This is a genomic window from Micromonospora sp. NPDC049051, from assembly GCF_043197575.1.
Lineage (GTDB): Bacteria > Actinomycetota > Actinomycetes > Mycobacteriales > Micromonosporaceae > Micromonospora.
This window is the reverse complement of record NZ_JBICTL010000002.1, coordinates 163,931-187,787: the sequence shown is the minus strand read 5'-3', so window position 1 is coordinate 187,787 and position 23,857 is coordinate 163,931. Positions and strand designations below refer to the sequence as shown.

Genomic DNA, 23,857 nt, shown 5'->3' with positions numbered 1-23,857 from the left:
CCTGGTCGATTTCGGCGTCGCCGGGCACCATTGGGCCTTTGTCCGAAGCACGTGCCCGGCGCCAAGGAGGAAAGAGCCTGTGCAGAGCTACCTCGGGACGATCGTCGCCGCGCTCGCCGCGGCGGCGATCGCCCTGTTCGCGGTCGAGGTCGCGCACCGCCTGATCCGGCGGGTCGGCCGGCGCTCACTGCTGTTGACCGAGCTCACCGATCACGCGCACCGGTCGATCCAGGTCGCCGCCACCGTCGTCGCCGTCCAGTTCGCCGTGCGGTTCAGCACCGGCTACGCGGTCGGCGAGCAGTGGCGCCAGGTGCTGCTGCACCTGCTGGTGCTCGGCGTGATCGCCAGCGTCGCCTGGCTGGTCGCCTCGCTGCTCGTGGTGGCGGAGGACACCGCGCTGGCCCGGTTCCGGGTGGACGTGCCGGACAACCGGCACGCGCGGCGGGTACGGACCCAGGTGGTCATGCTGCGCCGGTTGACGATCGCGGTGATCGTCGTGCTGGCGGTCGGCGTGATGCTGATGACCTTCCCGGCCGTACGCGGCATCGGCGCCGGGGTGCTGACCAGTGCCGGTGTGGTCGGTGTGGTCGCCGCGCTGGCCGCGCAGAGCCTGCTGGGCAACGTGTTCGCCGGCCTCCAACTCGCGTTCAGCGACGCGGTCCGCCTCGACGACGTGGTGGTGGTCGAGGGGGAGTGGGGCCGCATCGAGGAGTTGACGCTCAGCTACGTGGTCGTGCAGATCTGGGACGACCGGCGGCTGATCCTGCCCACCTCGTACTTCACCAGCAAGCCGTTCCAGAACTGGACCCGCACGGAGGCGGCGGTGCTGGGTACCGCCGAGTTCGACGTCGACTGGGCGGTCCCGGTGCAGGCCATGCGCGAGGAGCTGCGCCGGCTCGTCGAGGGCACCGAGCTGTGGGACGGCCGGGTCTGCGTACTCCAGGTGACCGACGCGACCGGCGGGACGATCAAGGTGCGCGCCCTGGTCAGCGCCGCCGACGCCGGCAGCCTGTGGGATCTGCGTTGCCTGGTCCGTGAGCACCTGGTCGCCTGGATCCGGGACCACCGGCCGATGGCGATGCCCCGGATGCGTACCGAGATCGGCGACGCGGAGAGCAACCTGGCATGGCAGTGGGTACGCCCGCGCCGGCCGGTGCGTCGGCTCACCGACGCCGAGGTGCCCGACGACGCCCGGGTCTTCGGCGGCAGCGACGACGGCGACGCCCGCAGCGAGGCCTTCGTCGGCCCCGACGAGCCCGCCGACTCCCGCCGCTGACCCACCCACCTCCCGCGCCCCGGCGCCCCGCGCCCACGCCCCAGCGTCCCGCGTCCCGGCGCCCCGCCCTCGGCGTCCCGGCGTCCCGCGCCCGCCCCCAGCGCCCCGGCGTCCCGCGCCCAGGCGTCCCGGCGTCCCACGCCCCCCGTGGAGCCCTCCGGTCCTACGCGTCCGGAGGGCTTCACCGTCTCCGAACCACCCCACTCCCGCGCTACGGAGCCCGCGCTCAACGCCGGCGTCGATCACGCAGTTGCGGTGCCCAGCAAAAGGGGCATTGCTCGTATAGCGCCCACCGCAACTGCATGATGACCCAGCGGGGGTGGGGGCGGGGCGGGGTGGGGGCGCGGGGTGGGGTCGTGACCTGGGAGGGGTGGGGGCGTTGGAGGGGTGGGAGGGAGAGGTGGAGACCCGCACCGGCCGACCCGGGCGCAGACCAGCACCGCGGGGAAGGGTGGGGCGCGTGGGGCGGGCGGGCGGTGTGCGGTGGCTCGGGAAGTTTGACCGGGCGTTTCGTGGGGACCTGCTGCGCGACGCTTCTGTACCTTCTTCCGCGCCGTGCGGCGGCTCGGGGACCCGGCGGTCCGGGCGTACCGACCGCTGGGCGAAGGATTGACGGGCGGCGACTCCGGGCATACAGCGCGGTGATGATGAAAGGAGGACAGCATGGCTGACGTGGCGAACGCCCGCACATCCCGCAACGGGAGCGAGCCGTCCACCGCCGAGCTGGTGCAGCGGGCCACGGAGCAGGTCTCCCGTCTGGTCCGTGACGAACTGGCCCTGGCCCGGGCGGAGCTGACCCAGAAGGGCAAGCACGCCGGCATCGGCATCGGCCTCTTCGGCGGTGGCGGGGCGCTGGCGCTCTACGGTCTGGGCGCCCTGGTCGCCACTGCGATCCTGCTGCTCGACCTGGTGCTCCCGGCCTGGGCCGCGGCCCTGATCGTCGCGGTGGTGCTCTTCGCGATGGCCGGCGTCCTGGCCCTGGTGGGCAAGAAGCAGGTCAGCCAGGCGGTCCCACCGGTGCCGCAGGCCGCGGTCCGTAGCGTCCGGGCGGACGTGGACACGGTCACCGCCGCCGTGAAGGACAGGGGACGGGCATGACGACGGGCAACGGCCGGGGCAGCGGCGACACCGAGGCGCTGCGGGAGGAGATCCGGCGGACCCGGGTCGAGTTGGGCGAGACGATGGAGGCGTTGGCGGCCAAGGCCGACGTCAAGGCGCGGTTGAGGTCCTCCGCCGACCAGGCGAAGGAGCGGATGCGGGACCAGGCGGCGCAGACCGTGGCCCGGGTGCGTGGGCAGGCGGCGCAGAGGGCGCAGCTCGCGCGGGGCCAGGCGCAGGAGAAGGGCGCGGTCGTACGGCGTAACCCGACGCCGTTCGTCGCCCTGGCGGCCGGCGCGGTGGCCGCCGTGATCGTGATGATGATCGTTCGGGGGAGGCAGCGGTGAGCAGGGGCATCGGTAAGGCCGCGTACAAGCCGGTGGGCGTGCTGATGGGCATCGCCGCCGGTGCGGTCGCGGGCGCGATCTTCCGGCAGGTGTGGAAGGTGACGGCGGGCGACGGCGAGGCGCCCAGCGCCACCGACGAGGACCGCGGCTGGGGCGAGATCCTGGCGGCGGCGGCGTTGCAGGGCGCCATCTTCGCGGTCGTCCGGGCCGCCGTCGACCGGGGTGGCGCGGTGGGCGTACGCCGGTTCACCGGAAGCTGGCCGGACTGAGCCGACGACGACGAAAAGCCCCCCGCGCCGCCGCGATGGCGCGGGGGGCTTTTCGCACGGGGGCAAGGGCCCACCCAGCGGATCTTCGGCATCCGTCAGGTCACATGTCGAAGAAATTCGTCCGGTAGGCTGTGCAGAGTTTTCGCTACGTGGTTTGCTGTTCCACGCTGTTGAGAGATGGCGTGGGTTGAGTGAAGTCTCCTTCGTGGGGGGCCGCCTCAGGCACCGCTGCTCGAAAACGGCCAATCGGCCGCACGGCGTGCTCGGCCGCCAGTTTTAGAAGGAGATACACATGGCGCAGGGAACCGTGAAGTGGTTCAACGCAGACAAGGGCTTCGGCTTCATCACCGTCGACGGCGGGGGTGCTGACGTGTTCGTCCACTTCTCGGCCATCCAGACCAGCGGCTACCGCACGCTGGAGGAGAACCAGCGGGTGGAGTTCGAGATCGCCCAGGGTCAGAAGGGTCCGCAGGCCGAGCAGGTCCGCCCCATCTGAGCAGTGCCGGTCGGCAGCCGCCGGCCACTGCTGTGATCCGGCGCCCGGGTCACAGCGAAGCCCCGTATCCCGCCCGGGATGCGGGGCTTTCCGCGTTTCCGGACGCGCCGTCAGCGGCGCCTGCGGGCGCGCAGCCCGGACCAGAGCACGACCAGCCCGACCAGGAGGACGACGGGCCCCAGCACGGCCCAGATCCGCCGGTCGGTCATCACGCTGCCCTGGACGTAGCCGAGGCCCTGCACCGTCCACACCGCACCGCCGACCACGGCTAGCAGGCCGAGGGTCAGCGACAGCCAGCCCTTCATCGCGATCCCCCTCCGTCGATTCCCGTCCCGGCAGCCCGGGTCGCCGCCGGTCGTACGCCCCCGGGCGGACCGGCCGGTCGTGGACCTCCGCCCGGGAGGGTGCGCTGTTGCATGGGACCGAGCCTAGTGATCGGGCTTGTCCGGTCACGCGACGGGCCGTACGGTCAACAAGACGGACGTACGGTTTGGGAGGCAGTGATGTGGGATCCGACGACGTACCTGCGCTACGGCGACGAGCGCTCCCGGCCCTTCCACGAGCTGCTCGCCCGGGTCCCCGCCGAGCGACCGCGTACCGTCGTCGACCTCGGCTGCGGCCCCGGCAACCTGACCGCGACCCTCGCCGCGCGGTGGCCGGGCAGCCGGATCGCCGGCCTCGACTCCTCACCGGAGATGATCGCGCAGGCCGCCACCGTCCGCGGGGTCACCTTCGCCGTCGGCGACGTCCGGCACTGGCGGCCGGGACCCGACACCGACGTCGTGGTCAGCAACGCCGTGCTCCAGTGGGTGCCCGGTCACCGGGAGCTGCTCACCCGCTGGGCCCGGGAGCTGCCCGCCGGGGCCTGGCTGGCCGTGCAGGTGCCGGGGAACTTCGACGCGCCGTCGCACCGGGCGCTGCGTGAGGTCGCCGACCGGCCGGCGTGGCGCGCCGACGTCGCCCCGCTGCTGCGTCGACCCCCGGCCGACGACACCGCCGTCGGTTACGCCGAGCTGCTGACCGGTGCCGGCTGCGTGGTGGACGCCTGGGAGACTACCTACGTGCATCTGCTGCCGGCCCGCGCCGAGGCGGACCATCCCGTGCTGAGCTGGCTGGAGGGCACCGCGCTCCGGCCGGTCCGCGCGGCCCTGGACGCCGATCGCTGGTCCGGCTTCCGCGCCGAGCTGGGCGTACGCCTCGCCGAGGCGTACCCGGTGCGGCACGCTCAGGTGCACTTCCCGTTCCGCCGCGTCTTCTTCGTCGCCCGTACCGGCGCCCGTGCAGAGGAGAACCTTTGACCGACCTGCAAACCTTCATCGCCGGACTGCCCAAGGTGGAGCTGCACGTGCACCACGTCGGCTCCGCCTCGCCCCGCATCGTCGCCGAGCTGGCCGCCCGCCACGAGGGCCGCAGCCCCGTGCCCGCGGATCCGGCCGCCCTCGCCGACTACTTCGCCTTCCGCGACTTCGCGCACTTCATCGAGGTCTACCTGAGCGTCGTGGACCTGATCCGCGACCAGGAGGACGTCTGGCTGCTCACCCACGAGGTCGCCCGCGAGCTGGCCCGCCAGCAGGTCCGCTACGCCGAGCTGACCGTCACGCCCTACTCGCACGTGCACCGGGGGATCCCCGCGCCCGCCTTCTGCGAGGCCATCGAGGACGCCCGCAAGCGGGCGGAGGCGGACTTCGGCATCGAGCTGCGCTGGTGCTTCGACATCCCTGGCGAGGCCGGCCTGGCGGCGGCCGAGGAGACGCTGCGCATCTCGCTGGAGGAGCGCCCCGACGGGCTGATCAGCTTCGGCCTGGGCGGGCCCGAGATCGGGGTGCCCCGGCCGCAGTTCAAGCCGTACTTCGACCGGGCCCGGGCGGCGGGGCTGCGCTCGGTGCCGCACGCCGGCGAGACCACCGGCCCCGAGACCGTCTGGGACGCGCTGCGCGACCTCGGCGCGGAGCGGATCGGCCACGGCATCTCCGCCGCGCGGGACCCGCAGCTGCTGGCCCACCTCGCCGAGCACCGGATCTGCCTGGAGGTGTGCCCCACCTCCAACGTGCGTACCCGGGCGGTCGCCAGCATCGAGGAGCACCCGCTGCGGCAACTGGTCGAGGCCGGCCTGCTGGTCACCATCAACTCCGACGACCCGCCGATGTTCGGCACCACCCTCAACGACGAGTACGCCGTCGCGGCCCGGCTGCTCGACGCGGGCCCGCAGGAGCTGGCCGCGCTGGCGCGCGACGCGGTGACCGCTTCGTTCCTGGATCTGGCGGGCAAGCGGCGGATCATCGCCGAGATCGACGCCCATCTGGCCGCCGCCACCCGCTGAGCGGAGGAGGAGCGGCGCGCGGCGGGAGGAGGTGTGGGGGGACCAGAGTCTCCCGCCGCGCGCCCGGCTCCACCGGCCGGTGGGGTGCCCCGAGGCATTGACCGGTGGAACTGATGGGTTCGGATCCGATCCTGTCAGCGTGGGCCCGCTCCGGCACCGCGGTTAATCCCGATCTAAGGAAGACTTGCGCCACCGCACAACCGGCCGCCGATCCGGGCGGTGCCGCGCGGCGTCAGGCTGGGGCCGGGTCGGGCGGGTCAGTCGTCGACGGGCCGCTGGCGGGGCCACTTCCGGCCGCCGGTCTTCTGCTCCCGGGCCATCCGGCCGACCAGGCCGAAGCGGCTGACCTGCCGGGGCGTCGCCTCCGGATCGGCGAGCAGCATCACCACGCTCGCCCCGCCCAGCCGGGCCCGGTCGATGCTCACCGAGCCGTTCGCCTGCAACGCCACCCGCCTGGCGATGTCCAGCCCGAGCCCGGTCGAGCCCTGGTCGCTGGCGCCCCGGCGCAGGGCCCGGTCCGGGTTGGCGATCCCCGGGCCGGCGTCGTCGATCCGGATGGCCACGTACCCGTCGCGGCGGGAGACCGCCACCTCGAACGCGGTGCCCTGCGGGGTGTACCGGAAGACGTTGCCGATGACCGCGTCCAGGGCGGCGGCCAGCTCGGCCCGGGGCACCGGTGCGGGAATGCGCAGCTGCGCGCCGCTCACCCGGTGCGGGCGGTTCTGGTCGCCGGCCAGGGCGGCCCAGAACACCATCCGGTCCCGGACCACCTCGCTGACGTCGCACATCGCCGGCCCCGCCTCGTGCGCCACGGCCTTGCGGGTGGTCTTGATCAGCACGTCGATCTCGCCCTCGAGGGTGACGATCGCCTGCCGGATCCGTCGGATGCCACGGCGGCGGTCCAGCTCCGCCTCGCTGAACGAGCCCACGCTGGTGTCGTCGGACTCCAGCGCCTCGGCGTCCAGCCGCAGCACCGTCAGCGGGGTACGCAGCCGGTGCGACAGGTCGGCGACCAGTTCCCGCTCGTCGGTCCGGGCGGCGTCCAGGCGGTCGGCCATCCGGTTGAAGGCGTACCCGGCCTCGGCCAGTTCGCGCGGGCCGCTCGGATCGACGCGTACGCCCTGGTCGCCGTCGCCGATCGCGAGCGCCGCCCGGACCAGGCCCCGGGCCGAGTCGACCGCGCGGGCGGCGACCCGGTCCACCACCAGCACCGCCGCGCCCACCAGGGCGGCGGCCACCCCGAGCAGCAGCGGCCACCGGCTGTTGCCGCCCAGTTCCGAGTCCGGTACGAAGACCTCGACCACGGCCGTGGTGTCGCCGAGCACCACCGGGTCGAGCCGGAGCACGCCGCCCTCGACGTCGACGACCACGGAGCGCCGCTCGGAGCGCGCCCGCTCCAGGCTCCCGGCGTCGGCCCGGCCCGCCGACCCGTCCACGCCCAGCCCGTGCACGACCGGCCGGGTGACCGGGTCGTCGCCGCTGGCCGCCACGGCACGCTGCACCACGGCGGGGTCGGTGCTGACGGCGAGCGCGCCGGTCACCAGCGCGCTGCGCCGGGCCGCGTCGGCGATGGCCTTCTCGCGCGCCCGGTCCGCCAGACCGAGGGCGAGCGGGACGAGGAACGCGAGCGCGACGAGGGCGCACATGCCGGCCGTGAGCAGGGCCAGCGTCGGCCTCAGTCCGGCGCCACCAACCGGAAGCCGACCCCCCGCACGGTGCGCAGGTAGCGCGGCTTCGCCGCGGACTCGCCCATTTTGCGGCGCAGCCAGTAAAGGTGAACGTCGATGGTCTGGTCCTCGCCGACCGATGGCTGCCGCCATACCTCCTCCAGAAGTTCCCGGCGGGACACTACCCGGCCCGGCCGCGCGGCGAGATAGGCCAGCAGGTCGAATTCCTTGCGGGTCAGCGCCAGCGGTTCGCCGTCGAGGTGGGCGCTGCGCTCGCCGACGTCCACCCGCAGCCCGCCGACGCTGTGCACGGCCGGCTGCACGGTCCGGCTGGCCCGCCCGGCCCGTCGCAGCACCGTGGTGATCCGCGCGTCGAGGTGCGCGCCGGTGAACGGCTTGACCATGTAGTCGTCGGCGCCGGCGCGCAGCAGCCGCACCACGGACTGCTCGTCGTCGCGGGCGGTGGCGATGATGATCGGCACGTCGGTGATGCCGCGCAGCATCCGCAGCGCGTCGGAGCCGTCGAGGTCGGGCAGCCCGAGGTCGAGCACCACGAGATCGGGGGTCTCGGCCGCCACCCGGCGCAGCGCGTCCAGCGCCGTACCGACGGCGTGTACGGCGTGCCCCCGGTCGGCGAGGGATCGCAGCATCGCGCCGCGTACGACGTGATCGTCTTCGACCAGGAGCACGGTGGCCACAGCAAGACCGTACTCGCGGTGGCAAGTTGATCGCGTTTGCGGCACTCGCGGCAACAGGGCAAGCTGGCACAACGATGTCCTTCACGCTCTTTCCCGACACCCGTCTCGCCTTGGCCCGGGACTCGCTCGCCGGCCTGTCGGTCGGCGACGCGCTCGGTTCGCAGTTCTTCGTACCCGGCCGGCACCCGGCCGACCTGGCCGCCGGGAAGCTGCCCCCACCGCCGTGGCAGTGGACCGACGACACCGAGATGGCCTGTTCGGTGGTCGCGGCCCTCGCCGAGACCGGCCGGATCGAGCGGGACGCCCTCGCCGCGGCCTTCGCCGAGCGCTGCGAGCCCTACCGGGGGTACGGGCCGGGGGCCGTGACGATCCTGCGGCTGATCCGCACCGGCACGCCGTGGCCGGTGGCGGCCGCCTCGGCCTTCGACGGGCAGGGCTCCTGCGGCAACGGCGCGGCGATGCGGGTCGGCCCGCTGGGCGCGTGGTTCGCCGACTCCACCGGGCGGGCGGCGGCGCAGGCCAGGGCGTCGGCCGAGGTGACCCACGCGCACCCGGAGGGCATCGCCGGCGCGGTGGCGGTGGCGGTGGCCGCCTCGCTGGCCGCCCGCGCCCGCCTCGACGGCCACCGGCCCGCCCCGGACCGGCTGCTGGCCGGTGTGACCGCCGCGCTGGACCCGACCACCGAGGTGCACCAGGGCGTACGCCGGGCGGCCCGCCTGCTCGACCGGCCGGTCCGCGAGGCCGCCGAGGTGCTCGGCAACGGCTCCCGGGTCACGGCGCAGGACACCGTCGCCTTCACCTGCTGGGTGGCCGCCGTGCACCTGGACGACTACCCGGCGGCGGTCCGTGCCTGCGTGGCGGCCGGCGGCGACGTCGACACCACCGCCGCGATCGTCGGGTCGGTGGTGGCCGCGCACACCGGCGTCGGCACCCCGGGCGGGGTGCCGACCGACTGGCTGGCCGCCCGCGAGCCCCTGCCGGACTGGGCCGGCTGACCCGCGACCCCGTCGACCGGCCCGGTCGGGTCGCGGCGGCGCCAGCGGCTGACCAGCCAGCCGATCGCCGCGCCCCCGCCGAGCCCGGCGAGCAGCCCGGCGGCCAGCATCCCGTCGGCGTTCCCGCCGTCGACTGCGCCGCCCGTGGTCAGGGGCCCCGCGGCGGGCCCGGCCCCGTCCGACGACGCACCGGCCGCCCCGCCCGGTACCCCGGCATGCCCGGCCGCCCCGCCCGGTACGGCGTGGCCGGCGTGCCCGGCCGCCGCGTCGGGGACCGCTGGCAGCAGGGTGAGTGTGGGGGCCCGGCGGGCTCCGGTCGGGCCGGCCCAGCGCACGATTGTGCCGTCGGCGTACGTCCGCAGCACCTCGAAGGTGAGCCGGTCGGCCTGTGGCAGTGGGCCCATGGAGAGGGTGAGCCGGGCCGGGCCGGGGGGTGTCCCGGGCATCCGGATCCAGGTCACCGCGCTGGTGACCTGGTCGACCCGCGAGGAGTGGATGCCGGTGAGCGGCTGGTCGAGCGCGCGGGAGGTGATCCGGGGCGCCCAGCCGGTCACCGACATCGGATAGACCTCGGCGATCGGGGTGTCGGTCGGCAGCCGGATCTCGATCCGCTCGGCGCGGGCGCCCGGCAGCTCGTCGGGCACCACGAACTCCAGCTTCACCGCACCGCCCTGGCGTGCCTGCGTCGGGCTGGTCGTCACGTCGGCCGCGTACGCGGGGGCGGGCCAGGTCAGCACCCCGGCCGCCACCAGGACGGCCACCGCCCCGGCCCGGCGCCGGGAGCGCACACCGTGCATCGTCGCCATCGTCGGTCCCATCCGTCTCCACGGGGCCGGCACGGTTCCGGCCATACAACCGGTAGTTCGGATGCGACGACGCAAAGGTTCAACGCGGCGGCCAGCGCAACCGCGCCCGAGGCCCGTCCCACGGATCCGGGGGCGGTGGCGTCGGCGACCGTGCCGGCGGCGGCGACCGATAGCATCGCAGGAGCCGAACTTTCGGCGTCATCCGTGTCGTCTGCTGGAGGAGTCACCGTGTCCGCACCCCGTACCCCCGCCGTGGCCGACCCCGTCGTCGTCGCCGCCGGGACGACGGCGGCCGACGCGGTGGCCGCAGCCGGTCTGCCCGCGTCCGGCCCGAAGGCGATCGTGGTGGTCCGCGACCCGCAGGGCCAGCTGCGCGACCTGGACTGGGCCCCGCAGGTCGACACCGAGGTCGAGCCCGTCAGTCTCGACTCGCCGGACGGGCTCGACGTGCTGCGGCACTCCACCGCACACGTGCTCGCCCAGGCCGTGCAGGACGTCTTCCCCGACGCCAAGCTCGGCATCGGCCCGCCCATCGAGAACGGCTTCTACTACGACTTCGCCGTCGACAAGCCGTTCCAGCCCGACGACCTCGGCAAGCTCGAGAAGCGGATGCAGGAGATCGTCAAGTCCGGTCAGCGGTTCCGTCGCCGGCGCTTCGGCAGCCTCGACGAGGCGAAGGCCGAGCTGGCCGCCGAGCCGTTCAAGCTGGAGCTCATCGACGTCAAGGGCGAGGGGCTGGACACCTCCGAGGTGATGGAGGTGGGCGGCGGCGAGCTGACCATCTACGACAACCTCGCCGCCAACGAGGACAAGGTCTGCTGGTCGGACCTGTGCCGGGGCCCGCACCTGCCGAACACCCGGCTCATCGGCGCGTTCAAGCTGATGCGTTCGGCCGCCGCGTACTGGCGGGGCTCGGAGAAGAACCCGCAGCTCCAGCGGGTCTACGGCACCGCCTGGCCGACCCGCGACGAGCTGAAGGCGTACCTGAAGCTGCTGGAGGAGGCCGCCCGGCGCGACCACCGCAAGCTCGGCGCGGACCTGGACCTGTTCAGCTTCCCCGACGAGATCGGCTCGGGCCTGCCGGTCTTCCACCCCAAGGGTGGCGTGATCAAGCGGGAGATGGAGGACTACGTCCGGGCCCGCCACATCGAGGAGGGCTTCCAGTACGTCGGGACCCCACACATCTCGAAGGAAGGTCTCTTCCACACCTCGGGTCACCTGCCGTACTACGCCGACGGGATGTTCCCGCCCATCGAGTTCGAGGGCGCGGACTACTACCTCAAGGCGATGAACTGCCCGATGCACAACCTGATCTTCCGCTCGCGCGGGCGCTCCTACCGGGAGCTGCCGATGCGGCTGTTCGAGTTCGGGTCGGTGTACCGGTACGAGAAGTCCGGCGTCATCCACGGGCTGACCCGGGTTCGCGGCTTCACGCAGGACGACTCGCACTCGTACTGCACGAAGGAGCAGGCGCCGGGTGAGGTGAAGCACCTGCTGAACTTCGTGCTCGGCCTGCTGAAGGACTTCGGCATCGACGACTTCTACCTGGAGCTGTCGACCCGCGACGAGTCCAAGCCGGAGAAGTTCGTCGGCACGGAGGAGGACTGGGCGACGGCGACCGCCGTGCTGGAGGAGTGCGCCCGGGAGACCGGGCTGGACCTCGTGCCGGACCCGGGCGGCGCGGCCTTCTACGGCCCGAAGATCTCCGTGCAGGCGAAGGACGCGATCGGCCGTACCTGGCAGATGTCCACCATCCAGTACGACTTCAACCAGCCGAAGGGCTTCGGGCTGGAGTACCAGGCGGCCGACGGCACCCGGCAGCAGCCGGTCATGATCCACTGCGCGAAGTTCGGCTCGATCGAGCGCTTCGTGGGCGTGCTCACCGAGCACTACGCGGGCGCGTTCCCGGCTTGGCTGGCCCCGGTGCAGGTCGTCGGCATCCCGATCCGCGAGGACCACACCGACTACCTGCACGACTTCGTGGCCGCCCTGCGGGCCGAGGGTGTGCGTGCCCAGGTCGACGCGGGCGACGACCGGATGCAGAAGAAGATCCGCACCGCCCAGCAGCAGAAGGTCCCGTTCATGGTGATCGCCGGCGACGACGACGTGGCCGCCGGCACCGTCTCGTTCCGCTACCGGGACGGCTCGCAGCGCAACGGGGTGCCGGTCGCCGACGCCGTGGCCCACGTGCTCGACGTGGTCCGCTCCCGGACGAATGCCGGCCCGTCCGCCGCCTGACCCGTTACGCACCGAAGGCCCCCCGCGACGCGGGGGGCCTTCGTCGACAGGTCGTCGGGTGTCAGATCCCGCAGGTCGGCGCGGACCAGCCGCCGGTCGCCCCGACGTGGGTGTGGTCGTTGTGACCCGGGTAGCCGGGGCCGAGGATGTTGCCGAAGCCGTGGTAGCGGGCCTGCTGGGCGAGCCGGCAGAACGAGGGCGACCCGACCAGGTCGACGCCGTCACCGTAGAGGTGGCGGCTGTTGGAGGCGCCACCGACCGCGCTGTTGCAGGAGTAGCTGCGGAAGCCGCTGCTGATGTTGATCGACACGCTGCCGAGGGCCTTGCGCATGGCCTGGAGCTTCCACATGGACACCAGCGCGTTGAACTTGGCGGTGCTCGCGGAGACCGCGCCGCCGGACCAGGTGCTGTTGCACCGGTTCAGCTCCGCGTAGCTGAAGTTGACCGGGGTGCAGTCGTCGTCCTGCAGCGCGTACAGCTTGCTGAAGGTCTGCGGGCCGGCGGCGCCGTCGGCGCTCAGGCCGTACGCCTGCTGGAAGCGGATGAGGGCCGAGCGGGTGGCCGGACCGAACGACCCGTCGATGGCGAGGATCCCGCCGTATCCCGGGTAGCCGGCGAGCCGGATCTGCAACTGCCGGACGTCCTCGCCCGTCATTCCCTGTGTCAGGGCGCGTCCCCAGGTGTAGCAGCCGTCGGCGTACGCCGGGCTGCTCGTCGCCGTCACCCCGACGAGGGCGGTGACTGCGGCGAGGGTACAGGCGGCCAGCGCCCGGCCGATCCGACGGAATGCAGTTCTCACAGTGGCTCCCATCGACGGGTGATGATATTTGGATGGATTCTTCATTCGTGGCTATGACTTCGTCAAGAACTTTCACCCCCTATTTATCCCCCTCAATGCCGGCCATGCCCCGCAGGCCGACAGGGGTCGGGAGCGGGCCGGCGTACGGCGTCGGGGAGCCGCATCCGCCGGGAACGTAGGATCGGTGGCGTGACAGGGGTGGAACGGCACGCGGACAGCGGCATGGCCGACGGCCTGGAGCGGCTCTGGACACCGCACCGGATGACCTACATCTCCGGGGAGGACCGGCCCGAGGGCGGCTACGAGCGGCCCGCCGGCTGCCCGTTCTGCCAGGCGCCGGGGCTGCCGCCGGAGCGGAGCCTGATGGTGGCCCGGGGCGAGCACGTGTTCGCGGTGCTCAACCTCTATCCCTACAACCCCGGTCACCTGCTGGTCTGCCCCTACCGGCACGTGGCCGACTACACCGAGCTGGACCTGGCCGAGACCACCGAGCTGGCGGCGTTCACCCAGACCGCCATGCGGGTGGTGCGCAAGGTGAGCAACGCCCACGGGTTCAACCTGGGCATGAACCAGGGCGGCGTGGCCGGCGCGGGGATCGCCGCGCACCTGCACCAGCACGTGGTGCCCCGCTGGGGCGGGGACGCCAACTTCATGCCCGTGATCGGGCGGACGAAGGTCCTGCCGCAACTGCTCACCGACACCCGTGACCTGTTCACCCGGGCCTGGCCGACCTGACGCACCGGGCCGCTCCCGCCTCCCGCCCGCTTCGGCTTCCGCCTCCCGCCCGCTCCGGCTTCCGCCTCCCGCCCGCTCCGGCTTCCGCCTCCCGCCCGCTCCGGCTTCCGCCTCCGCCCGCTCCGCCTCCCGGGTTCCGCCTCCGGACCTCCCGCTTCCGGCTCCCGGGGCGATCGGCGGTGCGGGCGGTCGTGTCAGCGGTGAACTTCACGCCCGGTTCCGGGCGCGAGGTGACACGATCTGTCGATGGCAGTGACCACGCGGACGTTGGGCCGCAGCGGCATCGAGGTCAGCGCCCTCGGCATGGGGTGCTGGGCGATCGGCGGCCCCTGGGCCGAGGGCAGCCAGCCGCTGGGCTGGGGCGCGGTCGACGACGACGAGTCGGTCCGCGCGATCCGGCACGCGCTCGACCTCGGGGTGACGCTCTTCGACACCGCCGACACGTACGGGGCCGGGCACGGCGAGCGGGTCCTCGGGCGGGCCCTCGCCGGCCGGCGCGACGAGGCCGTGATCGCCACCAAGTGGGGCTACACCTTCGACGAGGCCGCCCGCCAGGCCACCGGCGAGGACGCCTCCCCGGCGTACCTGCGGCAGGCCGTCGTGCACTCGCTGCGCCGGCTGGGCACCGACCGGATCGACCTCTACCAGCTGCACCTGGCGGACCTGCCGGTGCCCCGGGCCGAGGCGCTCGTGGGCACCCTGGAGGAGCTGGTCGACGAGGGGCTGATCCGGGCGTACGGCTGGAGCACCGACCGCCCCGACCGGGCCGCCGCGTTCGGCCTGGGGGCCCGGCACGCCACCGCCGTGCAGCACACGCTGTCGGTGCTCCGGGACGCCCCCGAGCTGCTCGCCGTCTGCGACAAGTACGACCTGGCCAGCGTCAACCGGGGGCCGCTGGGGATGGGGCTGCTCTCCGGCAAGTACACGGCCGGCTCCACGCTGCCCCGCGACGACGTACGCGGGGTCGCCCCCGGCTGGCTGGAGTGGTTCCGGGGCGGCCGGCCGGCGCCGGAGTGGCTGCGCCGGGTCGCCGCCGTACGGGCGGCGTTGACCGCCGACGGGCGTACCCTCGCGCAGGGCGCGCTGGGGTGGCTCTGGGCGCGCAGCGAGCGTACGGTCCCGATTCCCGGCTGCCGCACGGTGGCCCAGGTGACGGAGAACGCCGGCGCGCTGCGCCTGGGCCCGCTGTCGGCCGACCAGTTCGCCGAGGTGGAACGCCAGTTGGCGGCGCTGCGGTCGGCCGCCCTGCGCGACGCGGACCGCCCCCACTGGCCGACCCCCGGCCCTCCCACCGCCCGCCCCTGACCCGGCCCCTGACGCCGCCCCTCCGGCCCCACACCCCACCCACCCAGCCCGCCTGCCCCCTCTCCCGCCCTCCCACCCTGCCCGCCCTCCCCGCAGGGGTCGATCAAGCGGTTGTGGTGGCCGATGTGCCCTGACCTGCACCTTTCGCGGGGCACCACAGCTGCATGATCGACGGGGTCGGAGGGGGCGGGGCGGAGGGGCAGGGCGAGGGCGGGCGGGGAACGGGGTCAGGGGTGGGGGAGTGGGGTCAGGGGTGGGAGGCCGGGGGATTGCGGAGTTGGTCGGCCAGGTGGGTGGGCATCGGGTCGTAGCGGACGAAATGGCGGCGGAACGTGCCCGTGCCCGAGGTCATCGAGCGCAGCTCGACGGCGTAGCGCAGCAGTTCCGTGGCGGGCACCTCGGCGCGGACGACGCTGCGTCCCTCGGCCTCGGGGTCGGCCTCGGTGCCGAGCACCCGGCCCCGCCGGCCGGACAGGTCGCCCATCACCGCGCCCACGGAGGAGTCGGGCACCCGGATCACCACCTCGTCCACCGGCTCCAGCAACGCCGGCTGGCCCTTCTCGGCGGCGTCGCGCAGGGCCAGGGCGCCGGCGGTCTGGAAGGCCGCGTCGGAGGAGTCGACGCTGTGCGCCTTGCCGTCGACGAGGGTCACCCGCAGGTCCACCACCGGGTGGCCGGCGACCAGGCCGCGCTCCATCTGGGCGCGTACGCCCTTCTCGACGGAGGGGATGTAGTTGTGCGGCACCGCCCCGCCGACCACCCGGTCGGCAAACTCGAAACCGGCGCCGGGCGGCAGCGGCTCGACCTCGATGTCGCAGACGGCGTACTGGCCGTGGCCGCCGGACTGCTTCACGTGCCGGCCGTGCCCCTTCGCGGGCACGGTCAGCGTCTCGCGCAGCGCGACCCGGACCGGCTCGGTGTCCAGCTGCACGCCGCCGGCGCGCAGGCGCTCCAGCACCACGTCGGCGTGTGCCTCGCCCATGCACCAGAGCACCAGCTGGCGGGTCTCCGGGTTGCGCTCCAGCCGCATCGTGGGGTCGCCGGCGACCAGGCGGGCCAGGTTGCGCGCGAGGGCGTCCTCGTCGGCGCGGCTGTGGGCGGCGACGGCCACCGGCAGCAGCGGCTCGGGCATCTCCCAGGGGGCGATCAGCAGCGGGTCGTCCTTGGCGGAGATGGTGTCGCCGGTCTCCGCGCTGCCCGACTTGGTGAGCGCGCAGATGTCGCCGGCCACGCACACCCCCACCTCGCGCAGGGCCGCGCCGAGCGGCGTGTAGATGTGGCCGACCCGTTCGTCGGCGTCGTGGTCGGGGTGGCCCCGTTCGGCCATCCCGTGCCCGGAGACGTGCACGGTCTGCTCGGGACGCAGCGTGCCGGAGAAGACGCGTACCAGGGAGACCCGCCCGACGTGCCGGTCCACGGTCGTCTTGACCACCTCGGCGACCAGCGGGCCGTCCGGGTCGCAGGTCAGCGGCGGCCGGGGGGAGCCGTCCACCCCCGCGACGGCGGGCAGCTCGTGCTCCAGCGGCGAGGGGAAGCCGGCGGTGAGCACCTCCAGCAGCACGTCCAGCCCCACGCCGGTCTCGGCGCAGACCGGCACCACCGGGTAGAAGTGGCCGCGGGCGACCGCCTTCTCCAGGTCGTCGACCAGCACGTCGGTGCCAATCTCCTCCCCGTCGAGGTAGCGGTCCATCAGGGACTCGTCCTCGCTCTCGGCGATGATCCCCTCGATCAGCTCGTTGCGGGACTCGACGATGGCGGGCAGGTGCTCCGGATCCGGCTCGCGTACGTCGGCGGGCAGGCCGGCGGTGTAGTCGAAGACCCGGCGGGTGATCAGGCCGAGCAGGCCGACGGTGGAGACCCCGTCGTCGCCGAGCATCGGCAGGTAGAGCGGCAGCACGTTGTCGCCGAAGACCCGCTGGCACAGTGCCACGGCCTCGTCGAAGTCGGCGCGCGGGTGGTCCAGCCGGGCCACGGCCACCGCCCGGGGCATGTCGACCGCCGCGCACTCCTCCCAGAGGGCGGCGGTGGCGGCGTCCATCCCGTCGACGGCGGAGACCACGAACAGCGCCGCGTCGGCGGCCCGCAGCCCCGCCCGCAACTCGCCGACGAAGTCGGCGTAGCCGGGGGTGTCGAGCAGGTTGACCTTGATGCCGTCGTGCAGCAGCGGCGCGCAGGCCAGGCTCACCGAGCGCTGCTGGCGTACGGCCGCCGGGTCGTGGTCGCAGACGGTGGTGCCGTCGGCGACGGCACCGGCCCGGTCGATGGTGCCGCTGGCGGCGAGCAGCGCCTCGACCAGCGTCGTCTTGCCCGCTCCCGAGTGCCCGACGAGCACCACGTTGCGGATCCTGCCGGGCTCGGTCACCACCGGCGCGCCACCGGCGGCCCCCTTCTCCTGACTCTTCTGCGCCATGCGGCGCACCTCCCTCAGCCGTGGTTGGTGGCGACCGCCGCGCGCGACGGGGAAGCGGCCCGGTCGGGTTCCGCGGCGACATCCTCCGGTGCGGTGCAGGATCGCGGGTAATCAACGGGCGGGTGGGTGAGCTGGCTCACGTCCCTGGCTCGATCTCACACCCGATCCGGAGCCGGCACAAGGCTCCGTTCCCGCGGGTCGCCTGACCGGCCGTACCGCTGCCGCTACGCGGACCGTTATCGTGGGACCGCCATGGCGAAGATCTTCCAAGTGTCGGCCCGCGCGGGGATGACCCGTGTCGTCGAGCCGGTCGCACGCCGCCTGCTCCGTGCGGGCGTAACTCCCAACGCGGTCACCGTGGCGGGCACCCTCGGGGTGCTCGTCGGCGCGCTCGGCTTCGGTGCCCGCGGTCATCTGGTCGCCGGGGCCCTGATAGTCACCTTCTTCGCGCTCACCGACCTGCTCGACGGGACGATGGCCCGGATGAGCGGGGGCTCCACGAAGTTCGGGGCGTTCCTCGACTCGAGCATGGACCGCGTCGCCGACAGCGCCGTCTTCGGCGCGGTCGCGTACTGGCTGGCGACCCAGCACAACTATTCCGGTGTCGCCGCCGCGCTGCTCTGCCTGGCCGCCGGCGGGCTGGTCTCCTACGTGAAGGCCCGCGCCGAGGGCCTCGGCATGACCTGCAACGTGGGCATCGCCGAGCGCACCGAGCGGCTGCTCATCGTCGGTGTCGGCGGGCTGCTCACCGGCTTCAACGTCAAGCCCGCGCTGGAGATCGCGCTGTGGCTGCTCGCCGCCGTGTCGATCTTCACCGTGGGCCAGCGGATGGCGCACGTGTACCGCCAGGCCCAACGGGTGCACACCCCGGGCGGGCAGGGATGAGCGCCACACCCGCCGGTCGGCCGTGGCCGGGGGGCTGGCGCCGGTGAACCTCACCGAGCTCGGCTACGTCGCCGGGTGGCGCGTGATCCGCGCGCTGCCCCGGTCCGTCGCGGCGGCGGCGTTCCGGGCGGGCGCCGACCGCGCCCACCGTCGCGGCGGCGGGGGTACGGCCCGACTGCGCGCGAACCTGCGCCGGGTGGTCGGCCCCGACCTGCCGGAGGCCGAGCTCGACGAGCTGGTCCGTCGCGGCCTGCGCTCGTACGCCCGCTACTGGATGGAGGCGTTCCGGCTGCCGTCACTCAGCCGGGCGGACATCCTGGCCGGCTTCCGCCTCGACGGCGAGGAGCTGCTCGCCGCCGACGTGGCCGCCGGCCGGGGCGCGGTGGTGGCGCTGCCGCACGCCGGCAACTGGGACGCCGCCGGCGCCTGGGTGGCGGCGACCGGCTGGCCGATCACCACGGTCGCGGAGCGGCTCAAACCCGAGGGCGTCTACCAGCGGTTCCTCGCCTTCCGGCGGAGCCTGGGCATGGAGATCCTGCCCACCCACGGCGGCGAGCGGCCCGCGTTCGACGTGCTGGTCGACCGGGTCCGCACCGGCACGGTGGTGCCCCTGCTGGCCGACCGTGACCTCTCCGCGCGGGGCGTGGAGGTCGAGTTCTTCGGCCACCGCACCCGGATGCCCCCGGGCCCGGCCCTGCTCGCGTTGCGTACGGGAGCGCCCCTCTACGTCGCCTCGATGTGGTACGAAGCGGACGCGGCGTGCGCGTCGATCGCGGGTCCGCTGCCGCTGCCCGGCCCCGAGGAGGGCCCGCTCGACCAGCGGGTCCGGTCGCTGACCCAGCGGATCGCCGACGGTCTGGCGGCGGGCATCGCCCGGCATCCGGAAGACTGGCACATGTTGCAGCGGATGTGGCTGGACCAGCACGGCACGGGTGACGGCACGACCCTGCCCTCCCCGGCCGCCGGACAGGCGTGAGGGAGGCTTCTACGCGTGCGTATCGGCATCGTGTGCCCGTACTCCTTCGACGTGCCCGGTGGGGTGCAGAACCACGTCATGGACCTGGCCGAGGCGCTGCTCGGGCTCGGCCACGAGGTGAGCGTGCTCGCCCCGGCCGACGAGGACTCCCCGCTGCCGCCGTACGTGGTGCCGGCGGGGCGGGCCGTGCCGCTGCCGTACAACGGCTCGGTGGCCCGGATCGCCTTCGGTCCGGTCTCCACCGCGCGGGTGCGACGCTGGATCACCCGGGGCGACTTCGACGTGCTGCACGTGCACGAGCCGTTGACCCTGAGCCTGTCGTTGCTGGCCGTGCTCTCCGCGCGTGGCCCGGTGGTGGCGACCTTCCACACCGCGATGACCCGGTCGCGGGCGCTGGCCGCCGCGCAGGGCGTGCTCCAGATCGTGCTGGAGCGGATCACGGCCCGGATCGCGGTGAGCGCCCTGGCCCGCAAGGTGCAGGTCGAGCACATGGACGGCGGCGCGGTCGAGATCCCCAACGGGGTGGCCGTCGCGAAGTTCAGCCACGCCCAGCCGCTGCCGGGCTGGCCGGGGGAGTGCCCGCCGGGCCGCGACGGCGCGATCGGGTTCCTCGGCCGGTTCACCGAGGCCCGCAAGGGCTTCCCGATCCTGCGGGACGCCTTCGTGGAGCTGGCCCGGCAGCGTCCCGGCCTGCGGCTGCTGGTGGCCGGGCCCGGTGACGCCGACGACCTGTTCGGGCGGTTCCCGGCCGACCTGCGGGATCGGGTGACCTTCCTCGGGCTGGTCTCCGAGGAGGACAAGGCGCGGATGCTGCGCAGCGTGCACCTCTATGTGGCGCCGAACACCGGCGGTGAGTCGTTCGGCATGATCCTCACCGAGGCGCTCGCGGCGGGCACGACCGTCGTCGCCAGCGACCTCGACGCGTTCCGCCGGGTGCTCGACGGCGGGCGGGCCGGCCGGCTCTTCCCGACCGGGGACCCGGCGGCGCTGCGTACCGTCCTGGCCGACCTGCTCGACGATCCGGGCGCCCGGGGCGCGCTGACCGCCTGCGGCGACCAGGTGGTGGCCACCTTCGACTGGCCGGTGGTCGCCCGGCGGGTGCTGGAGGTGTACGCGGCGGCGATCGAGGCCACCGACGGGCGGGTCATGGACACCGAATGGGTGGGGCTGGACTGACGATGTCGCGCTTCGGGTGGGTGCTCGCGGCCCTGGTCGTCGGGCTGGTGGTGGCGTACCTCGTCTGGACCGCCGGCCGGGTCGGCCGGTTGCACGCGCGGGCGGAGCTGGCGGCCCGCGCGCTGGAGGCCCACCTGCTGCGCCGGGCGGCGGCCGCCGCGGTCCTCGCGGAGCGCCGCTACGGCGTCGAGCTGTACGCGGCGGCGCGGATCGCGCTCGACGCCGAGCCGGACGAGCGGGAGGCCGCCGAGAACGACCTCACCCGCCAGCTGCGGGCGGTGCAGCTGGACCCGGCGGATCCCGACTGCGAGGCGGTGATCGCCGCCAGCCGACGGCTCGCCCTGGCCCGCCAGGTGCACACCGACCTGGTCCGCGACGCCCGCGCGGCGCGTGGCCGCCCGCTGGTACGCCTGTTGCGGATGGGGCGTCGCCGTCCCTGGCCGCGCTACTTCGACATCGACGACCCCACGCTCACGGCCCCGGCCGACGTGCCCGCGGGCTGAGCGGGAGGAACCGGACGCCGGGCGCGACCGGGCACGAAGCGTGCATCGGTGACGGCGGGGGCGGGCCTGGTGGGAACCACCGGACGGCCGGTGACGGCTGCCACAGTGCAGTCCACCGTGGGCCTGATTGGCTGTCGGATCGGTGTTGGGACCGTCGTAGCATTTCCGCAGCCACCCCCCGAGCACGTCCGAGGAGCGATGACCCGTGCCCGAAACCACTGCCCAGAACGCTAGCGCCAGCCCCGTCACCGGCACCGCCCGCGTCAAGCGCGGCATGGCCGAGATGCTCAAGGGCGGCGTGATCATGGACGTGGTCAACGCCGAGCAGGCCAAGATCGCCGAGGACGCCGGTGCCGTCGCGGTGATGGCGCTCGAGCGGGTACCCGCCGACATCCGCGCCCAGGGCGGCGTGTCCCGGATGAGCGACCCCGACATGATCGACGGCATCATCAACGCGGTCTCCATCCCGGTCATGGCCAAGGCCCGGATCGGCCACTTCGTGGAGGCCCAGATCCTCCAGTCGCTCGGCGTGGACTACGTCGACGAGTCCGAGGTGCTGACCCCCGCCGACTACGCCAACCACATCGACAAGTGGGCCTTCACGGTGCCCTTCGTCTGCGGGGCGACCAACCTCGGCGAGGCCCTGCGCCGGATCACCGAGGGCGCGGCCATGATCCGCTCGAAGGGCGAGGCCGGCACCGGTGACGTCTCCAACGCCACCACCCACATGCGCAAGATCCGCCAGGAGATCCGCCGGCTGAGCTCGCTGCCGGCCGACGAGCTGTACGTGGCCGCCAAGGAGCTCCAGGCGCCGTACGAGCTGGTCAAGGAGGTCGCCGAGAGCGGCAAGCTGCCGGTGGTGCTGTTTACCGCCGGTGGGATCGCCACCCCGGCCGACGCCGCGATGATGATGCAGCTCGGCGCCGAGGGCGTCTTCGTCGGCTCCGGCATCTTCAAGTCCGGCAACCCGGCGCAGCGCGCCGCCGCGATCGTCAAGGCCACCACCTTCCACGACGACCCGGACGTGCTGGCGAAGGTCTCCCGGGGCCTGGGCGAGGCGATGGTCGGCATCAACGTCGACGACATCCCGCAGCCGCACCGGCTGGCCGAGCGCGGCTGGTGAGGGGTGGGAAGGGCACCCTTCGAGGCACCGCGGGTGCCCTTCCCGACATCTGAGGAGAGGAACGGTGGCATGAGCGACGCACCCGTCATCGGCGTGCTCGCCCTCCAGGGCGACGTACGCGAGCACGTCGCCGCCCTCGCCGAGGCCGGCGCGGACGCCCGCCCGGTGCGCCGGGCGCGGGAGTTGGACGAGGTCGACGGGCTGGTCGTCCCCGGCGGCGAGTCCACCACGATCAGCAAGCTCGCCGACATCTTCGAGATGCGCGAGCCGATCGACAAGCGCATCGCCGACGGGCTGCCGGTCTACGGCTCCTGCGCCGGCATGATCATGCTGGCCACCGAGGTCCTCGACGGCCGCCCCGACCAGCGCGGCTTCGCCGGCATCGAGATGACCGTGCGGCGCAACGCGTTCGGCCGGCAGGTCGACTCGTTCGAGGCGCCCGTGGGGATCACCGGCGTCGAGGGCGGGCCGTTCCACGCGGTGTTCATCCGGGCACCGTGGGTCGAGCGGGTCGGCGACGGCGTCGAGGTGCTCGGCACGGTGACCGAGGGTCCCGCCGCCGGCCGGATCGTGGCGGTACGGCAGGGCAACCTGCTGGCCACCTCGTTCCATCCGGAGCTGACCGGCGACGCGCGGGTGCACGCGTACTTCGTCGAGATGGTCCGCGCGGCCCGCTGAGCGTCGCCCTCCGCAGGCCGCCTGTCGTCCCAGCTCCAGCCGGGTGGGCCGGGTCGGCGTCGTGCCGCGCGTGACATCCCCCCGCCGTACGTCGGTAGGATTGCCGAGATTCGGCGGGGCCAGCTGCCCGTCACGGCTTTCCCGCAGGGCTGACCGGCACCACCGCGTGCGCCGGCGGGGGCGGGGCGTGCGCGGTCGGTCGATGCAGACGGCGGGTAGCAACGGAGGTAGCAGATGTCCGGCCACTCAAAGTGGGCGACGACCAAGCACAAGAAGGCGGTCATCGACGCCAAGCGCGGCAAGATGTTCGCCAAGCTGATCAAGAACGTCGAGGTCGCCGCGCGGACCGGCGGCGGTGACCCGGCCGGCAACCCGACGCTCTACGACGCCATCCAGAAGGCGAAGAAGAACTCGGTTCCCAACGACAACATCGACCGCGCCGTCAAGCGCGGGTCGGGTCTGGAGGCCGGCGGCGCCGACTGGCAGACCATCATGTACGAGGGCTACGGCCCCAACGGCGTGGCGATGCTGATCGAGTGCCTCACCGACAACCGCAACCGCGCCGCCACCGAGGTGCGCACCGCGCTGACCCGCAACGGCGGCTCGCTCGCCGACGCGGGCTCGGTGTCGTACATGTTCTCCCGCAAGGGCGTGGTGATCGTCCCCAAGGCGGGCACGACCGAGGACGACGTGATGATGGCGGTCCTCGACGCCGGCGCCGAGGAGGTCAACGACCTGGGTGAGGCGTTCGAGGTGGTCTGCGAGCCGACCGACCTGATCGCTGTCCGCACCGCGCTCCAGGACGCCGGCATCGAGTACGAGTCGGCCGAGTCGTCGCTGATCCCGAGCGTCAACGTCCCCCTCGACGAGGAGGGCGCCCGCAAGATCTTCAAGCTGATCGACGTCCTGGAGGACTGCGACGACGTGCAGAACGTCTTCGCGAACTTCGACGTCAGCGACGAGGTGATGGAGGCCGTCGGCTGACCCCGACGCCCCCGTACGCGAGCCGGCGCCGCCGCGCCCGCCGTCGATCCCCCACCGGAGACCGATGGCGGGC

At 73.6% G+C, this 23,857-nt stretch carries 23 protein-coding genes and 1 pseudogene; 18 read left to right on the top strand and 6 right to left on the bottom strand.

Annotated elements, in window-relative coordinates:
- The first annotated feature begins 79 nt into the window (after positions 1 to 79).
- The 5 genes from ACGFIR_RS08155 (at position 80) to ACGFIR_RS08135 (ending at position 3,486) form a co-directional block, all read left to right on the top strand.
- A complete protein-coding gene (locus ACGFIR_RS08155) occupies positions 80 to 1,276 on the top strand; it encodes a mechanosensitive ion channel family protein (protein WP_393143893.1) in 1,197 nt (398 codons plus the stop codon).
- Positions 1,277 to 1,939: 663 nt separating this feature from the next.
- Positions 1,940 to 2,374, top strand: coding sequence for a phage holin family protein (locus tag ACGFIR_RS08150; protein ID WP_393005894.1), 435 nt, complete (start codon positions 1,940 to 1,942; stop codon positions 2,372 to 2,374).
- The gene (locus ACGFIR_RS08145) at positions 2,371 to 2,721 is read left to right on the top strand and encodes a DUF3618 domain-containing protein (RefSeq protein ID WP_393005892.1); all 351 of its coding nucleotides are present in this window, start codon (positions 2,371 to 2,373) and stop codon (positions 2,719 to 2,721) included. Before ACGFIR_RS08150 ends, ACGFIR_RS08145 begins: the two co-directional genes overlap by 4 nt.
- Positions 2,718 to 2,990 carry a DUF4235 domain-containing protein gene (locus ACGFIR_RS08140; protein WP_393005890.1) on the top strand — a complete coding sequence of 91 codons (273 nt, stop codon included), beginning with the start codon at positions 2,718 to 2,720 and terminating at the stop codon, positions 2,988 to 2,990. Before ACGFIR_RS08145 ends, ACGFIR_RS08140 begins: the two co-directional genes overlap by 4 nt.
- 292 nt (positions 2,991 to 3,282) lie before the next feature.
- Positions 3,283 to 3,486 (top strand): cold-shock protein, encoded by a 204-nt coding sequence (locus ACGFIR_RS08135; protein WP_007075740.1) that lies wholly within the window; start codon positions 3,283 to 3,285, stop codon positions 3,484 to 3,486.
- 110 nt (positions 3,487 to 3,596) lie between these two features.
- Here ACGFIR_RS08135 and ACGFIR_RS08130 read toward each other — a convergent pair whose 3' ends face one another.
- Positions 3,597 to 3,791 (bottom strand): hypothetical protein, encoded by a 195-nt coding sequence (locus ACGFIR_RS08130; protein WP_393005888.1) that lies wholly within the window; start codon positions 3,789 to 3,791, stop codon positions 3,597 to 3,599.
- 198 nt (positions 3,792 to 3,989) lie between these two features.
- Here ACGFIR_RS08130 and ACGFIR_RS08125 point away from each other — a divergent pair, with 198 nt between their 5' ends.
- Positions 3,990 to 4,784: a trans-aconitate 2-methyltransferase gene (locus tag ACGFIR_RS08125; protein WP_393143891.1), complete on the top strand. Its 795-nt coding sequence runs from the start codon at positions 3,990 to 3,992 to the stop codon at positions 4,782 to 4,784.
- Complete coding sequence (locus tag ACGFIR_RS08120) at positions 4,781 to 5,806, top strand: adenosine deaminase (RefSeq protein ID WP_393143889.1); 1,026 nt, start codon at positions 4,781 to 4,783, stop codon at positions 5,804 to 5,806. The genes ACGFIR_RS08125 and ACGFIR_RS08120 overlap by 4 nt, the downstream gene beginning before the upstream one ends.
- Before the next feature lie 257 nt (positions 5,807 to 6,063).
- Here the strand turns inward: ACGFIR_RS08120 and ACGFIR_RS08115 are convergent, their stop codons facing one another.
- Positions 6,064 to 7,452: an ATP-binding protein gene (locus tag ACGFIR_RS08115; protein ID WP_393143887.1), complete on the bottom strand. Its 1,389-nt coding sequence runs from the start codon at positions 7,450 to 7,452 to the stop codon at positions 6,064 to 6,066.
- 29 nt (positions 7,453 to 7,481) lie between these two features.
- Positions 7,482 to 8,171 carry a response regulator transcription factor gene (locus ACGFIR_RS08110; RefSeq protein WP_089001050.1) on the bottom strand — a complete coding sequence of 230 codons (690 nt, stop codon included), beginning with the start codon at positions 8,169 to 8,171 and terminating at the stop codon, positions 7,482 to 7,484.
- Positions 8,172 to 8,245: 74 nt separating this feature from the next.
- Between ACGFIR_RS08110 and ACGFIR_RS08105 the strand changes: the two genes are divergently transcribed.
- On the top strand, positions 8,246 to 9,166 hold the full coding sequence (locus tag ACGFIR_RS08105) for an ADP-ribosylglycohydrolase family protein (RefSeq protein ID WP_393005880.1): 921 nt from the start codon (positions 8,246 to 8,248) through the stop codon (positions 9,164 to 9,166).
- A 326-nt stretch (positions 9,167 to 9,492) separates the two neighbouring features.
- On the opposite strand, the pseudogene ACGFIR_RS08100 reads toward ACGFIR_RS08105, so the two are convergent.
- Positions 9,493 to 9,963, bottom strand: a pseudogene (locus ACGFIR_RS08100) (DUF1775 domain-containing protein); the annotation flags it as partial.
- Between the two features lie 237 nt (positions 9,964 to 10,200).
- Here ACGFIR_RS08100 and thrS point away from each other — a divergent pair.
- A complete protein-coding gene (thrS, locus tag ACGFIR_RS08095) occupies positions 10,201 to 12,210 on the top strand; it encodes a threonine--tRNA ligase (RefSeq protein ID WP_393005878.1) in 2,010 nt (669 codons plus the stop codon).
- Positions 12,211 to 12,271: 61 nt separating this feature from the next.
- On the opposite strand, the gene ACGFIR_RS08090 is transcribed toward thrS, so the two are convergent.
- Positions 12,272 to 13,009, bottom strand: coding sequence for a D-Ala-D-Ala carboxypeptidase family metallohydrolase (locus tag ACGFIR_RS08090; protein ID WP_393005876.1), 738 nt, complete (start codon positions 13,007 to 13,009; stop codon positions 12,272 to 12,274).
- 222 nt (positions 13,010 to 13,231) lie between these two features.
- Here ACGFIR_RS08090 and ACGFIR_RS08085 point away from each other — a divergent pair, with 222 nt between their 5' ends.
- Both ACGFIR_RS08085 and ACGFIR_RS08080 read left to right on the top strand, forming a co-directional pair.
- Positions 13,232 to 13,744, top strand: a complete 513-nt coding sequence (locus tag ACGFIR_RS08085) for an HIT family protein (RefSeq protein WP_393006312.1) — start codon at positions 13,232 to 13,234, stop codon at positions 13,742 to 13,744.
- A gap of 246 nt (positions 13,745 to 13,990) precedes the next feature.
- Entirely contained in the window at positions 13,991 to 15,049 is a 1,059-nt protein-coding gene (locus ACGFIR_RS08080) for an aldo/keto reductase (RefSeq protein WP_393005874.1), read from the top strand.
- A 247-nt stretch (positions 15,050 to 15,296) separates the two neighbouring features.
- Here ACGFIR_RS08080 and ACGFIR_RS08075 read toward each other — a convergent pair whose 3' ends face one another.
- Positions 15,297 to 17,459 carry an elongation factor G-like protein EF-G2 gene (locus ACGFIR_RS08075; RefSeq protein ID WP_393005872.1) on the bottom strand — a complete coding sequence of 721 codons (2,163 nt, stop codon included), beginning with the start codon at positions 17,457 to 17,459 and terminating at the stop codon, positions 15,297 to 15,299.
- A gap of 252 nt (positions 17,460 to 17,711) precedes the next feature.
- Between ACGFIR_RS08075 and pgsA the strand changes: the two genes are divergently transcribed.
- The 7 genes from pgsA to ACGFIR_RS08040 all read left to right on the top strand — a co-directional run bounded on the left by pgsA (position 17,712) and on the right by ACGFIR_RS08040 (position 23,784).
- The gene (pgsA, locus tag ACGFIR_RS08070; protein ID WP_393005870.1) at positions 17,712 to 18,344 is read left to right on the top strand and encodes a phosphatidylinositol phosphate synthase; all 633 of its coding nucleotides are present in this window, start codon (positions 17,712 to 17,714) and stop codon (positions 18,342 to 18,344) included.
- Between the two features lie 43 nt (positions 18,345 to 18,387).
- Positions 18,388 to 19,320 carry a phosphatidylinositol mannoside acyltransferase gene (locus tag ACGFIR_RS08065; protein ID WP_393005868.1) on the top strand — a complete coding sequence of 311 codons (933 nt, stop codon included), beginning with the start codon at positions 18,388 to 18,390 and terminating at the stop codon, positions 19,318 to 19,320.
- A 15-nt stretch (positions 19,321 to 19,335) separates the two neighbouring features.
- Positions 19,336 to 20,496, top strand: coding sequence for a glycosyltransferase family 4 protein (locus ACGFIR_RS08060; RefSeq protein WP_393005866.1), 1,161 nt, complete (start codon positions 19,336 to 19,338; stop codon positions 20,494 to 20,496).
- Between the two features lie 2 nt (positions 20,497 to 20,498).
- Positions 20,499 to 20,999, top strand: coding sequence for a hypothetical protein (locus ACGFIR_RS08055; protein ID WP_393005864.1), 501 nt, complete (start codon positions 20,499 to 20,501; stop codon positions 20,997 to 20,999).
- Positions 21,000 to 21,204: 205 nt separating this feature from the next.
- Complete coding sequence (gene pdxS / locus ACGFIR_RS08050) at positions 21,205 to 22,122, top strand: pyridoxal 5'-phosphate synthase lyase subunit PdxS (protein ID WP_393005862.1); 918 nt, start codon at positions 21,205 to 21,207, stop codon at positions 22,120 to 22,122.
- Between the two features lie 69 nt (positions 22,123 to 22,191).
- A complete protein-coding gene (gene pdxT / locus ACGFIR_RS08045) occupies positions 22,192 to 22,800 on the top strand; it encodes a pyridoxal 5'-phosphate synthase glutaminase subunit PdxT (RefSeq protein ID WP_393005860.1) in 609 nt (202 codons plus the stop codon).
- Positions 22,801 to 23,034: 234 nt separating this feature from the next.
- Positions 23,035 to 23,784: a YebC/PmpR family DNA-binding transcriptional regulator gene (locus ACGFIR_RS08040; RefSeq protein WP_393005858.1), complete on the top strand. Its 750-nt coding sequence runs from the start codon at positions 23,035 to 23,037 to the stop codon at positions 23,782 to 23,784.
- Positions 23,785 to 23,857: the final 73 nt, after the last annotated feature.

Coding starts and splice junctions, on each gene's coding strand:
- ACGFIR_RS08150 (WP_393005894.1), top strand. CDS start 1,940: ATGGCTGACGTGGCGAACGCCCGCACATCCCGCAACGGGAGCGAGCCG.
- ACGFIR_RS08145 (WP_393005892.1), top strand. CDS start 2,371: ATGACGACGGGCAACGGCCGGGGCAGCGGCGACACCGAGGCGCTGCGG.
- ACGFIR_RS08135 (WP_007075740.1), top strand. CDS start 3,283: ATGGCGCAGGGAACCGTGAAGTGGTTCAACGCAGACAAGGGCTTCGGC.
- ACGFIR_RS08130 (WP_393005888.1), bottom strand. CDS start 3,791: ATGAAGGGCTGGCTGTCGCTGACCCTCGGCCTGCTAGCCGTGGTCGGC.
- ACGFIR_RS08125 (WP_393143891.1), top strand. CDS start 3,990: ATGTGGGATCCGACGACGTACCTGCGCTACGGCGACGAGCGCTCCCGG.
- ACGFIR_RS08115 (WP_393143887.1), bottom strand. CDS start 7,452: ATGTGCGCCCTCGTCGCGCTCGCGTTCCTCGTCCCGCTCGCCCTCGGT.
- ACGFIR_RS08105 (WP_393005880.1), top strand. CDS start 8,246: ATGTCCTTCACGCTCTTTCCCGACACCCGTCTCGCCTTGGCCCGGGAC.
- ACGFIR_RS08085 (WP_393006312.1), top strand. CDS start 13,232: ATGGCCGACGGCCTGGAGCGGCTCTGGACACCGCACCGGATGACCTAC.
- ACGFIR_RS08080 (WP_393005874.1), top strand. CDS start 13,991: ATGGCAGTGACCACGCGGACGTTGGGCCGCAGCGGCATCGAGGTCAGC.
- ACGFIR_RS08075 (WP_393005872.1), bottom strand. CDS start 17,459: ATGGCGCAGAAGAGTCAGGAGAAGGGGGCCGCCGGTGGCGCGCCGGTG.
- pgsA (WP_393005870.1), top strand. CDS start 17,712: ATGGCGAAGATCTTCCAAGTGTCGGCCCGCGCGGGGATGACCCGTGTC.
- ACGFIR_RS08055 (WP_393005864.1), top strand. CDS start 20,499: ATGTCGCGCTTCGGGTGGGTGCTCGCGGCCCTGGTCGTCGGGCTGGTG.
- pdxT (WP_393005860.1), top strand. CDS start 22,192: ATGAGCGACGCACCCGTCATCGGCGTGCTCGCCCTCCAGGGCGACGTA.
- ACGFIR_RS08040 (WP_393005858.1), top strand. CDS start 23,035: ATGTCCGGCCACTCAAAGTGGGCGACGACCAAGCACAAGAAGGCGGTC.